This is a genomic window from Paludibaculum fermentans, from assembly GCF_051172195.1.
In the GTDB taxonomy this organism is placed as follows: domain Bacteria; phylum Acidobacteriota; class Terriglobia; order Bryobacterales; family Bryobacteraceae; genus Paludibaculum; species Paludibaculum fermentans_A.
Map to the genome: position 1 here is coordinate 2,591,831 of NZ_JBPJAQ010000001.1, position 11,774 is coordinate 2,603,604.

10 protein-coding genes are annotated in these 11,774 nt (G+C 61.9%); 7 read left to right on the top strand and 3 right to left on the bottom strand.

Annotated elements, in window-relative coordinates; genetic code table 11:
• Positions 1–59 precede the first annotated feature (59 nt).
• Both ACR9Y2_RS10620 and ACR9Y2_RS10625 read left to right on the top strand, forming a co-directional pair.
• Entirely contained in the window at positions 60–1,844 is a 1,785-nt protein-coding gene (locus tag ACR9Y2_RS10620) for an SBBP repeat-containing protein (protein WP_435041192.1), read from the top strand.
• 91 nt (positions 1,845–1,935) lie between these two features.
• Positions 1,936–3,666, top strand: a complete 1,731-nt coding sequence (locus ACR9Y2_RS10625; protein WP_435041194.1) for a DUF885 domain-containing protein — start codon at positions 1,936–1,938, stop codon at positions 3,664–3,666.
• A 6-nt stretch (positions 3,667–3,672) separates the two neighbouring features.
• Here the strand turns inward: ACR9Y2_RS10625 and ACR9Y2_RS10630 are convergent, their stop codons facing one another.
• The 3 genes from ACR9Y2_RS10630 to ACR9Y2_RS10640 all read right to left on the bottom strand — a co-directional run bounded on the left by ACR9Y2_RS10630 (position 3,673) and on the right by ACR9Y2_RS10640 (position 7,531).
• Positions 3,673–6,066, bottom strand: coding sequence for an ABC transporter permease (locus ACR9Y2_RS10630; RefSeq protein WP_435041196.1), 2,394 nt, complete (start codon positions 6,064–6,066; stop codon positions 3,673–3,675).
• A 111-nt stretch (positions 6,067–6,177) separates the two neighbouring features.
• Positions 6,178–6,864, bottom strand: coding sequence for an HAD family hydrolase (locus tag ACR9Y2_RS10635; protein ID WP_435041198.1), 687 nt, complete (start codon positions 6,862–6,864; stop codon positions 6,178–6,180).
• A 10-nt stretch (positions 6,865–6,874) separates the two neighbouring features.
• Positions 6,875–7,531 carry an LON peptidase substrate-binding domain-containing protein gene (locus ACR9Y2_RS10640; protein ID WP_435041200.1) on the bottom strand — a complete coding sequence of 219 codons (657 nt, stop codon included), beginning with the start codon at positions 7,529–7,531 and terminating at the stop codon, positions 6,875–6,877.
• A 41-nt stretch (positions 7,532–7,572) separates the two neighbouring features.
• Here ACR9Y2_RS10640 and ACR9Y2_RS10645 point away from each other — a divergent pair, with 41 nt between their 5' ends.
• The 5 genes from ACR9Y2_RS10645 to gcvH all read left to right on the top strand — a co-directional run bounded on the left by ACR9Y2_RS10645 (position 7,573) and on the right by gcvH (position 11,746).
• Complete coding sequence (locus tag ACR9Y2_RS10645) at positions 7,573–8,358, top strand: SDR family NAD(P)-dependent oxidoreductase (protein ID WP_435041202.1); 786 nt, start codon at positions 7,573–7,575, stop codon at positions 8,356–8,358.
• Positions 8,355–8,882 carry a shikimate kinase gene (locus tag ACR9Y2_RS10650; RefSeq protein WP_435041204.1) on the top strand — a complete coding sequence of 176 codons (528 nt, stop codon included), beginning with the start codon at positions 8,355–8,357 and terminating at the stop codon, positions 8,880–8,882. The genes ACR9Y2_RS10645 and ACR9Y2_RS10650 overlap by 4 nt, the downstream gene beginning before the upstream one ends.
• A 6-nt stretch (positions 8,883–8,888) precedes the next feature.
• Complete coding sequence (locus ACR9Y2_RS10655; protein ID WP_435041206.1) at positions 8,889–10,187, top strand: glycerate kinase type-2 family protein; 1,299 nt, start codon at positions 8,889–8,891, stop codon at positions 10,185–10,187.
• Between the two features lie 75 nt (positions 10,188–10,262).
• Complete coding sequence (gcvT, locus tag ACR9Y2_RS10660; protein WP_435041208.1) at positions 10,263–11,369, top strand: glycine cleavage system aminomethyltransferase GcvT; 1,107 nt, start codon at positions 10,263–10,265, stop codon at positions 11,367–11,369.
• The gene (gene gcvH / locus ACR9Y2_RS10665) at positions 11,366–11,746 is read left to right on the top strand and encodes a glycine cleavage system protein GcvH (protein ID WP_435041210.1); all 381 of its coding nucleotides are present in this window, start codon (positions 11,366–11,368) and stop codon (positions 11,744–11,746) included. The genes gcvT and gcvH overlap by 4 nt, the downstream gene beginning before the upstream one ends.
• The last annotated feature ends 28 nt before the right edge of the window (positions 11,747–11,774 follow it).

An 11,774-nucleotide genomic window follows, 5' to 3' on the forward strand; every position in this document is an offset into this window, starting at 1 on the left:
TTGGCGAATACACGGCGCGCGGTGATCCCTTCTTCCCGGTCACCGCGCGTTCTGTGTGTATGCGGAAGATCATCTCACTCTTTGCCTTCGCGGCCGTGCTGGCTGCGCAATCCCCCTCTGAAGACAAGCGCCTCGTCTTCTCCACCTTCAATGGTGGTGACCGCTATGACGATGCTACGGCGGTTGCCGTCGATCCCGGCGGCTTCATCTACGTTGCTGGCGAAAGCGAATCACGTGATATCCCCGTGAAGCCCGTGGGTGGCAAGCCGCTGACATCGGCTGTCTTCAAGGCTTATCTCACGAAGTACAGCGCGGAAGGCAAAGAAGTGCTCTGGCGCGCCCAGATTGGCGGCTCGTCCAACACGGTTGCCCACGCGGTTGCTCTCGACAAGGACGGGAATGTCTATGTGGCGGGCACCACCGGGGCTCGCGATCTTCCATTACTGCACCCCATTCAGGACAAGCAGGGCGGCCTGAACATCTGCTTTGTCATGAAGTTCGACCCGGAAGGAACGCTCCTCTTCTCCACATACTTCGGTGGAGAGCGCAATGAGGAAGGCCTCGCCCTGGCCCTGGATTCGGCCGGGAGCATCTATCTCGCCGGCCGCGCCTCCTCCACTCAGTTGCCGGTGAAAAACGCGATGCAGGCTCAGATCTCCGGCGGCGGCCAGGATGCCTTCATCGCCAAGATCACGCCGGATTTCCAGCTCGCCTACGCCACCTACTTGGGCGGGAACAGTGGTACCGATAACATCTACGCGATTGCCGTGGGTCCCGACGACTCGCTCTACGTGGCAGGCGAGACAATGTCCACCGGCATGGCCACTGAGGGCGCCTACATCACGCAGCCCCAGAGCTACTCCAGCTTCGTGGCCCGCGTAAAGCCCGAGGGCGACGGCCTGATGTACTTCACCTATGTCGGCTGGAAGGGTGGCTACACCAAGATTCAGGGCCTGACCGTGGACCGCGATGGACGCGCCTACGTGGTCGGCCACACCTCCTCCAAGCAGTTGCCTACCTCTGAGAACGCACTGCAAACAGCCTTCGGCGGTGGCTTCCGCGACGCATTTCTCCTACGCCTAAGCGTCGACGGGACCGCCGCCGAATACCTCACTTACCTGGGCGGCAGCTCCTCGGGCCCGACAGATCCCGACGAAACAGCCACCGCTGTAAAGATCGATGCCCGCGGGTATGTGCATGTCACCGGTTACACGAACTCGCCCGATTTCCCCGGCTTCCGAGCCCTACAGCCGAACCACGGCGGCAAGTTTGATGCGTTCCTGCTGCGCCTGGACCTGGATCAGAAACAGCTGATCTCCTCCACTTTCTGGGGCGGTGCGGAAGGCGATGAATCGCTTGCTCTGACTCTGGGGCCCGGCGAGTCTGCCTATATTGCAGGCATCACCTACTCCTCTGATCTGCCTCTGTCGGCCAACGCCCTGCAGACCAAACTCGGCAGCGGGAACGACGCCTTTGTCTGTCAGATCTGCGATCCCTGGCTCGGAATCTGGTTTGGCGACCTCTCAGAGGCTCGCTTTACCTATGTAGTGGGCGGCGAAGTGCCCGCGCCCATCAATTCAGTGGTCTATGCGGGCTGTCCGCAGGCCTTTCCCGCCGAAGGTCCCGAAAGCACCGAGCCCTGGCTGATCCTCGAGAAGGATGGCAATTCGGTCCCTATGAAACTCAAATTCAGCGTCAACCCCGACGGGTTGGCGCCAGGCGAATACACGACAATCATCAAGGTCACTGTCAACGACGCGTTCCACCCGGTACTCGAAATCCCGGTCACCCTCGTTGTTCAGGAGCCTCCGGTGGTTGTCGAAGAGCCGTCACCGGCGAACTAGCCGGCTACGGGCGGGGAGGTGCGCCGGCGCCTCCCCGCAGCGACAGGCGTGGTAGCGATCTCCTCCTCACGCCTGTTGCTACCCTGAAATCATGCGATTCGCCTCCGTGAGTGCGGCCTCGGCCCTCACCCTCTCCCTCCTCCTCAGCGCGTGTGCCTCCAAGCCGGAACCTCCCAAGGTCAGCGCCTTTGTCGATTCCTACTACGACGCCCTCTTTGCATGGAGCCCCTCTTTCGGAACCAGCGTCGGCTTCCATCAATACGACAAGCATCTGGAGGATCGTTCGGCCGCCGCCTATGAGAGGCGCATCGCCGCGCTGAAGCAGCAGTTGACGCAGGCGGAAGCGCTGCAGGCCGCCAAGCCCGCCGAGCAGGATCAGATCGACCTCACGATGATCCACAATGCCATCCGGGCCGAACTACTTGACCTTGAGACGATCCAGACCTGGCGGCACAATCCCATCGACTATGTAGCCTCGCCCGGCGGCGCTGTCGATCTGCTCATGAAGCGCAATTTCGCTCCCGCGAAAGAGCGCCTCGCGGGTGTCACCTCACGGCTGTCGGCCGCTCCGGCATTGATCGCCGCGATGAAGGCGAACGTGAACAATCCGCCCAGGGAATTCACTGATCTCGCCATTCGCGTGGCCGGTGGCTCCATCGGCTTCCTCGAGAAGGAAGTCGCGGTCTGGGCCAAAGAGGCAGCCGGCGATGATGCCCAAGCGTTCAGCGACTTCCAAAAGGCCGATGCGGCTGTAGTGGCGGCCATGAAGGATGCCGCGGCCTGGCTCAAATCGGACCTGCTGCCCCGCTCCAAGGGCTCGTACTCCATCGGCGCCGAGAACTTCTCGAAGAAGCTGCTGTACGAGGAGATGGTTGATCTGCCGCTCGACCGGGTACTGGCCGTGGGCCAGGCGAATCTCGACAAGGACTATAACGACTTCGTCGAGACGGCTAAGAAGATCAACCCCAAGCTCTCACCGGCCGATGTCATGAAGTCGCTCGAGACGGATCACCCGACCGAAGCCGATCTCCTGCCCGCCGCCCGTCGCACCATTGAAGGGACGCGCTCCTTCCTCATCGACCACAAAATCGTCACAGTGCCCTCAGAGGTTCGCCCGCGCATTGAAGAGACGCCGGTCTACGCCCGCGTCGGCAGCTTCGCCTCCATGGACACCCCCGGCCCGTATGAGGAGAAGGCCACTGAAGCGTTTTACTACGTCACGCCGCCGGAAAAAGAATGGGATGCGAAGCACAAGGAAGAGCATCTGCGCCTCTACAACAAGTATGTGATGCAGATGATCACCATCCATGAGGCATTCCCGGGCCACTATCTGCAATTCCTCTATGGCAAACAATTCCCCACCAAAGCCCGCAAACTGGGTGGTGCCGCCTCCAACGCCGAAGGCTGGGCCCATTACACCGAGCAAATGATGCTGGAACAAGGCTACGGCGAGGGCGACCCCAAGATCCACTTGGCGCAACTCTCCGAGGCTCTGCTCCGCGATTGCCGGTACATCACTGGAATCAAACTCCACACAGAAGGGTGGACCGTCGAGCAGGGAAAGCAGTTGTTTGTCGAGAAGGGCTTCCAGCAGCCGGCCAACGGGTTTGAGGAAGCGCGCCGTGGCGCCTACAATCCGACCTATCTCTACTACACGCTGGGTAAGCTGATGATCTACAAATTGCGCACCGACTATCAGCAGGCCAAAGGCTCCGCTTATACCCTTCAGGGCTTCCACGATGATTTCGTGAAACAGGGGCCGCTGCCACTCAAGCTGATGCGGCAGATCCTGCTGCCTGGCAATACCGCACCGCTTCTCTAAACTCCATCAATCGCCGCGCAGCGCGCTCATTGGTTCAATCCGCAGGGCGCGCAGCGCCGGCAGCAACATCGCCAGCAACGAAACCATGGCCAGCAACAGCGGCACTGTGGCAAAGGTCTGTACATCGTGCGCCTGCACCCCATAGAGCAGGCTCTGCACCGTGCGGGCCATCGCCAGGCTCAATGCCACACCCGCCGCCAGGCCCACGCCTGTCGGTAGGATGCCCTGCCTGAAGACCAGTGCCAACACGTGGCCGCGCTGTGCCCCCAGCGCCATGCGAAGACCGATCTCCGGAGTCCTCTCAACCACGCTCTGCGCCACGACGCCGGCCAGGCCCACACCGGTCAGCAACAGCGCCAGGGCGGCAAACACGCCGGCCAGCACCATCTGGAGCCGCGGACCGGCCACCGCCTTCGAGAGGACATCTTCCATAAGCTGGACGTGAGACACAGCCAGGCCCGCATCGATCGACCGGATCTCACCGCGCACCAACGTCGCGACCGCACCCGGTTCCATCGCCGTCCGCACCACCAGGTCGCGCACCATGGGGGCCGCCTGCAGCGGATTGTACATCACAGGCCGCGCCGGTTCGTCGATGTTGTACTCGCGCACATCGGCTACCACGCCAATGATCCTGCACTTCGCTTCCTGATTGCTGTCCACGAACGTGCTGTCCAGGGCGGATCGGCCCTGGAAGAACCGCTTGGCAAATGTCTCGTTGACCATCACCCCATAGACCGGCCCTTGCGTGTCGCGAGCCTCCATCATGCGCCCCTCCAGCAGCGGCATGCGCATGGTGGAGAAATACGACGGAGTCACATACCGGTGCGGTACGACGATTTCCTGCCCTCGCGGTGGCGCCGGACGTCCATCAAACGTCACCATGCTCGCTCCGCCGGCCATGCTCGTCGGGACCCGATAAGTCCAACCGGCGTCGGTCACCCCTGGAATTGCCTTGATCTTCTCCAGAGATGAGCGGTAAAAGGCGACCTTCCGTTCGTCCTTCTCGTAAGCTCGATCCGGCAGCACCAGCCGCATCGTCACAACGCCCTCGGGATCGAATCCCAACTCCTGCCTCTGCAGCTTCAGGAAGCTATGCAGAAACAGGCCCGCGCCCGTCAGCATCATTACGGAGAGAGTCACCTCCGCGCCCACCAGCAACTGTCGCAAACCGGCCCGCCCGCCCACCTGATTTCTGCTGCCCTGACGCAGAGAATCCGCCTCGGCGGTACGCCACGCCAATAGCGCCGGCGCCATCCCGGAAAGGACAGCCGTCAGCGCCGCGGCCAGCATCGAGAAGCCCAGCACGACGGGATTCAACTCGATCTCCTTGGACCCATAGAGCGCCTCCGGCAATAGCCGCGAAACGCCTTCCTTGGTCCATGCTGCCAGCGCCAATCCCAACAGACACGCAATGGCTGCCAGCAAAGAACTTTCCACCAACTGCAGGCGTAGCAGTTTCGCACGCCCGGCGCCGAGCGCGGCGCGAACCGCAAACTCCCGCTGCCGGCTCGAGGCCCTTGCCACCAGCAGGCCTGCCACATTGGCGCAGGCAATCAACAGCAGGAACCCGACGATCCCCAGTAATGCCAGCAGCATCGGCTTCTGACGCCCGCTTAGGGTCTGCCGCAGGCTCGTTACCACTGCGCCCACCTGCGAGTTCGACTCCGGATACTGCAGCTCGAGCCGTTTCGCGATCCCGCTCATCTCGGCCCGGGCCTGCTCCAATGTCACCCTTGGCCGCAGTTTCGCCATCACTTGGAGAAAGTGCGAACCTCGCCGGGTCCGCTCCTCCGGAGTGAACGCCATTGGGGTCCAGATATCCGACTCATAGCCGGCGACGCGGAACCCGGCCGGCATCACGCCGATCACCGTCATCGGGGACCCATCCAGCGACAAGGTCCGGCCGATCAATGCCGCATCGCTCCCGAACCTGTCGCGCCATAACGCATAGCTCACGACCGCCACGCCGGGCGCCCCGGCCTGATCTTCCGCCGCGGTGAAAACCCGGCCCAACCGCGGCTTCACACCCAACAATGCGAACAATTCAGGCGTCGCTTTTACACCCTCAATACGGGTGGCTTCTCCCTCGCCCGTGAGCGTGAAAGCCCAACGCCGGAACGCCGTCATGTCCTCCAGGGTCTTCGATTGCGCCTTCCAGTCGTAGTAATTCGCCGGTGCCGGCGTATTCTCCGGGAAGCCCATCGCCGAAGTCTCTTCCCAGACGTGGACAATCCGGTCTGACTCCGGGTACGGAAGCGGCCGCAGCAGAGCGGAGTGAACCACGCTGAACATTGCCGTCGACGCGCCGATCCCCAGGCCCAGCGTCAACACAGCTACAACGGTGAAGCCTAGGCTCTTGCGCAGTGAACGAAAGGCGAATATTAAATCGGATAGCATCGCGGGTGAGTGATCGCACCCGGACAGCCAAATCCAACTCCAGACGGATCAGTAGCTTGCTGTTGATAGTCCGCAGCGGCGCTGTCCGCTCGTGGGACGTCCTGTTCGCCCTTAAAACAGGCGCCGCAGGTCTGAAAACGCCTGCACAATCTCCAGTTGTCCGGGGCCAGGCTCACGCAATGCCTGCCTCTCCAGGGTCCAAGTCCGTTCGTGCGGTACGAATACTGCGTTCAAGCCTGCTTCCAGCGCTGGGTTGATGTCGGACTTCGGAGAGTTCCCAATCATCCAGGTGATCGCCGGATCCAAGCCCCGCTCGGCCACCAGGCGCTGGTACGAGGCACGGTCTTTCTCCTTGACGATGGCGGCATGTTCGAACCAGATGCCCACGCCGGAGCGGTCGATTTTGAGCTTCTGCTCCTCCTCGTGGCCCTTCGTGCAAATCGTCAGGGCGTGCCGGCCCGACAGGTACTCCAGCGTCTCTGCCACTCCCTCCATCAATATGATGGGCTGCTCCAGAATCCGGAGCGCAAAGCCCTTCACCGTTTCCAGGTCCGCATTCCGGATGGCTCGTCCGGCCAGCCGCCGGTAACACTCCTGCAGATTCCTGCCGAAGTTCAACGATCCGTACCCGTGCACTTTGCTGTTCGCCAGTTCGATCTCGTCCAGGATGCTGCGCACTTCGTCCGCGGTCAGTGTCGAGTGCTCCAGAAACGCGACAAACTGCTCGAAAGCCTCTTCGAAGTAGACGTTGTTCTCCCACAACGTATCGTCGGCGTCGATCAGGAGGTTCAACCGCATTCGTAACCGACTATTCGAGGCCGGAAAGGTCCGGAGTATGCTTACCGTGCCCGTTCAGCCGCGCCACTTTCTTGATTTCTTTTCCGACTTTGTGCCGCTGCAATAGCACCGCAAGATGCTCACATACTTGCTCCATCCGGTCCGCCTCGGAACGCATTTGCAGCAGTGTCTGGCGGAAGCTCAAATCCGTCGAGATCTGCGCCAGTTGAAAGCTCAGCTCAGGATGGTCCGCTTCCGGAGTCTCGGTATCATCTTCCGTGAGCTTGGCCAGCTCGTCAAACCTCTCAAGCGCCTGGAGAATTGTCTGCGAGTTGGACGGTTCCGTGTCCTCGTCGTCGAAGTAGTGAACCTCCGCCTGGAAGAAGCTGCGCTCGGTCTGGATGGAGATGATTTCAAACCGCCGGCGCCCGAGCGTGAGGATGTCCATCCGGCCGTCTTCAAACCTCTGCAGAACCTGCTCCACGGTAGCCGTACTTCCGGTCCGCAGCACCCCATTCCCTCGCGAAAGCACTACGCCGAACGCACGATCCCCGGCAATGCACTCGTTGATCATCTCCTTATAACGCTCCTCGAAGATGTGCAACGGCAAAGCAGTGTTCGGGAACAGCACCACTTCCAGTGGAAACAGCGGCAGCAGGCCCTCCGGCATCTTTGTATTATGGCTCATACGGAGGTATGTCCAGCCCGCGCCGGCGACCGCCCTCAAACATGAAGATTTCCGGCCAGGTCGCACTCGTCACAGGAGCCAGTTCCGGCATCGGAGCCGCCCTTTCCACGCAACTCCGCCGCCTTGGCGCGCGCCTGGTCCTTACCGGCCGATCCATCGAGCGGTTGTCCGCCGTCGCCCTACCGGAGGACCTGGTGATCCACGGCGACCTCTGTGACTCCTCCTTTCGCGAAACCCTCATCCAGCGCTCGCTAGACCACTTCGGGTGCATCGATCTCCTAATCAACAATGCCGGTTATGGTCTTTACGCGCCACCCACGCAGGCTCCGCTTGACGACGTCCGCGCGATGTTCGAACTCAACCTGTTTGCTCCGCTACATCTCATCCAGTTGGCTGCGCCCTTGATGAAAGAGCGTGGAGGCGGCATGATCGTCAATATCAGTTCAGTCGCTGGGAGATTGACCTTGCCGTGGCTTTCCATGTATTCCGCTTCGAAGTTCGCCTTGTGTGCCCTGTCGGAGGGGCTCCGCTCGGAACTCTCTTCCACCGGCGTACAGGTCATGACCGTCTGCCCCGGCTATGTGAAAACAAACTTTCCTCAGAACGTCCGTGGAACAGCCATGCCAGCTTCTCTCACCAACCCCACGCATTTCGCCATCACTGCCGCCGAATGCGCTCGCGCTATTGTCCGGGGCATCGAAAAAGGAGACAGGACCGTAGTGACGCCAGGCAGCGCTCGTCTGCTCCTTCTCGCGGCGCGGCTCTTTCCGTGGCAGACTGAAAGGTTCTTGGCGCGGTTCCACCGCCAATTGGAGCAGCAAGCATGATTCTAAAGTTGAAGCGCACACCAGGCATCTACCTGGTGGGCTTCATGGGTAGCGGAAAAACGACGGTGGGTCGCGCTCTCGCGAAATACCTCGGCTGGCGATTTGCCGACCTTGACGAGGATATTGAGGCGCGCGAGCAACAACCCATCGGCCAGATCTTCGATACGCACGGCGAAGACGAGTTTCGCCGCATCGAGAGCGAAGCCCTCAAACGCCGTGTCTCTGATGTCGCCCGCGGCGTCCCCTGGGTCATCTCCGTCGGTGGCGGATGTTTCGCCCAACCCAGGAATTTCGAGCTCATCCAAAACCACGGACTCTCGATCTGGCTCGATGCCCCGCTGGAACTCATCCGCTCGCGCATCGCCCACTCCACCCACCGGCCCCTCGCCCGGGATCCTGAGAAATTCGAGTCCCTCTATTGGGCAAGGCGCGAATTCTACGACAAGTCGGACTACCGGATCGCCGTCGGGCCGGACGGCTCTCAGGGCGCGGTCGATTCCATACTGAAACTGCCCATCTTCTAATTGCCCATGCCTCTCTCCCGTGTTCTCCGCCGCGACGCCAAGGCCATCTTCCAGGCCGCTGTCGATGCCGCCCAACCGGAGACGGCGGTCATCGCCGCCCTCAAGAGGATCCCCACTCATCGGTTTCGCCGTATCTTTGTTCTCGGTGCGGGCAAAGCCTCCGCGGCTATGGCCCACGCCGTGGAGCAAACCCTCGGCGCCCATGTCACCACCGGCCTCATCAATACCAAGGACGGCCATCTCGCTGATCTCAAACGCATCCGCCTGAATGAGTGCGGCCATCCCGTACCCGATCAGCGCGGGGTCGATGGCGCTCGCCAGATTGCCGCACTCGCCACCGAAGCCAGCGCGGATGACCTGGTCCTCTGCCTGATCTCCGGCGGAGGCTCGGCCCTGTTGCCGTTGCCGGCCGCGCCAATCACCCTGGCTGAGAAACAGGACACCACCAAGCTGCTGCTCGGCTGCGGCGCCACTATCCACGAGCTCAACGCCGTCCGCAAGCACCTCTCCGTGATCAAGGGCGGTCAACTCGCCCGCCTGGCCGCGCCCGCAACCGTTGTCTCGCTAATGCTCTCCGACGTGGTGGGCGACCCGCTCGACGTCATCGGTTCGGGCCCCACCGCACCCGACCCTTCCACCTTCCAATCCGCCTGGACCGTGATCGAAAAGTACGGCCTCGCCACCCGGTTGCCTGCCAGCGTCCGCACCCGGCTTCAGGCCGGTCTCCGAGGCACCGTGGACGATACGCCTAAACTGGGGGATGCCTGCTTCGCCCGGACCCGCAACCTCGTGATCGGCAGCAACCTCCTGGCCGTGAAAGCCGCGGCCGCCAAAGCGAAGGACCTGGGCTACAAGCCCGTCGTCCTTTCCACCACTATCGAAGGCGAAACCAAGGATGTCGCCTTTATGCACGCCGCCATCGCCCGTGAGGCCCGCGCTACGGGACGACCGTCTAAACCCCCTGTCTGCTTCATCTCGGGCGGCGAAACGACAGTCACCATCCGCGGCGACGGGCTCGGAGGCCGAAACCAGGAGTTCGCTCTCGCCGCCGCCATAGTCCTGAACGGCCAGCCCGGCGTGCTCGCTTTCAGCGGCGGCACCGACGGAACCGACGGCCCCACGGACGCGGCCGGGGCCATGGCCGACGGCGATTCAGTCCAGCGCGCCGCCAAGCTGGGGCTGAATGCGGCGTTAGCCCTTGGCCGCAACGATTCCTACCATTTCTTTGCCCCCCTGGGCGACCTTGTCAAGACCGGGCCGACCGGCACCAACGTGATGGATGTCCGGCTCATGCTCCTGCGATAACATCGACGCCCCGCAACGGCTGCGCCGACCGGGGGTGCCCTATGTTAGATTGAGTTGACCGTAAGCCAAAATCCTATGAGTGACCCTTCCGCTGTCCTGCTGAAAACGCCTCTCAACGACGCCCACCGCGCCCTCAAGGCCCGCATGGTGGACTTCGGCGGCTGGGACATGCCCGTACAGTATTCCGGCATCATCGACGAGCACAACACCGTCCGCACCGCCGCCGGCCTCTTCGATGTCAGCCACATGGGCGAAATCGAGATCAAAGGGCCCGAAGCCCTCTCGCTCGTCAACTACGTTTCCACCAACAACGCCGCCAAACTGGCCATCGGACAGGTCCACTACGCCGGACTGCTCTATGACCACGGCGGCTTCGTGGACGACATCCTGGTTCACAAGGTCGCCGATGATTCCTACTTCCTGTGCGTGAACGCCTCCAACCAGGACAAGGACTTCGAACACATCGCCGCCCAGAACCGCTGGGATTGCACTGTCGAAAACGCTGGTCCGCGCTATGCCCAGATCGCTGTCCAGGGGCCCAAGGCGCTGTCTATCCTCCAAAAGCTCACCAAAACCGAACTCAGCCCCATCAAGTACTACTGGTTCACTGATGGCGAAGTTTCCGGCGACTGGGCCCGCATCGCCCGCACCGGCTACACCGGCGAAGACGGCTTCGAAATCTATGTCGACCCCAGCCTGGCTGAGAAGCGCTGGAACGAATTGATGGCCGCCGGCGAGGAGTTCGGGATCAAACCCGCTGGGTTGGGCGCCCGCAACACGCTCCGCATGGAGTCCGGCATGGCCCTCTACGGCCACGAAATCGACGCTTCCATCTCACCGCTCGAAGCTGGCCTGCAGTGGATCGTGAAGTTCGACAAGGGCGATTTCCTCGGCCGCGCCCGGCTGGAAGAGCAGAAGGCTGCCGGCCTCACCCGCAAACTAATCGGCTTTGAGATGTGTGGTCGCGGCATCGGCCGCGATGGCTACGAAGTCCGCGTTGCGGGCGCTCCCGCCGGTTGGGTTACCTCCGGCGGCCCCTCCCCGACGCTCAACAAGAACATCGGAATGTGTTACCTGCCCCTCGACAAGGCCGTCCCCGGCACCTCCATCGAAGTTATGGTCCGGAATGCCCCTGTCGAAGCAGTAACCATCCCCATCCCTTTCTACAAGCGAGCGAAATGAACTACCCAGAAACCTTCCGCTACACGAAAGAACACGAGTGGGTGTCCGTCGACGGCGACACCGGCACCATCGGCATCACCGATCATGCCCAGAACGAACTCGGCGACATTGTCTATGTTGACCTCCCCAAGATCGGCTCCGTGATCGAAACCGGCAAGAGCCTCGGTTCCGTGGAGTCTGTCAAAGCCGTCAGCGACATCTATGCGCCCGTCTCCGGAGAGGTCCTCGAGATCAATACACTCCTTGCAGAGGCCCCCGAAAAACTCAACGAAGACCCGCACGGCGATGCCTGGCTCGTCAAGATCCGCCTGACCAACCCCGCCGAAGTCTCCGGCCTCCTCTCCGCCGAGGAATACCAGGCCTTCATCGGCGGCTAACCCTGCCTCGCTTCCGCCCTCCCCAACT

Bases quoted from the DNA above. Each gene is read 5' to 3' on its own strand.
- ACR9Y2_RS10620 (WP_435041192.1), top strand. From the start codon at position 60: ATGCGGAAGATCATCTCACTCTTTGCCTTCGCGGCCGTGCTGGCTGCG.
- ACR9Y2_RS10625 (WP_435041194.1), top strand. From the start codon at position 1,936: ATGCGATTCGCCTCCGTGAGTGCGGCCTCGGCCCTCACCCTCTCCCTC.
- ACR9Y2_RS10630 (WP_435041196.1), bottom strand. From the start codon at position 6,066: ATGCTATCCGATTTAATATTCGCCTTTCGTTCACTGCGCAAGAGCCTA.
- ACR9Y2_RS10635 (WP_435041198.1), bottom strand. From the start codon at position 6,864: ATGCGGTTGAACCTCCTGATCGACGCCGACGATACGTTGTGGGAGAAC.
- ACR9Y2_RS10640 (WP_435041200.1), bottom strand. From the start codon at position 7,531: ATGAGCCATAATACAAAGATGCCGGAGGGCCTGCTGCCGCTGTTTCCA.
- ACR9Y2_RS10645 (WP_435041202.1), top strand. From the start codon at position 7,573: ATGAAGATTTCCGGCCAGGTCGCACTCGTCACAGGAGCCAGTTCCGGC.
- ACR9Y2_RS10650 (WP_435041204.1), top strand. From the start codon at position 8,355: ATGATTCTAAAGTTGAAGCGCACACCAGGCATCTACCTGGTGGGCTTC.
- ACR9Y2_RS10655 (WP_435041206.1), top strand. From the start codon at position 8,889: ATGCCTCTCTCCCGTGTTCTCCGCCGCGACGCCAAGGCCATCTTCCAG.
- gcvT (WP_435041208.1), top strand. From the start codon at position 10,263: ATGAGTGACCCTTCCGCTGTCCTGCTGAAAACGCCTCTCAACGACGCC.
- gcvH (WP_435041210.1), top strand. From the start codon at position 11,366: ATGAACTACCCAGAAACCTTCCGCTACACGAAAGAACACGAGTGGGTG.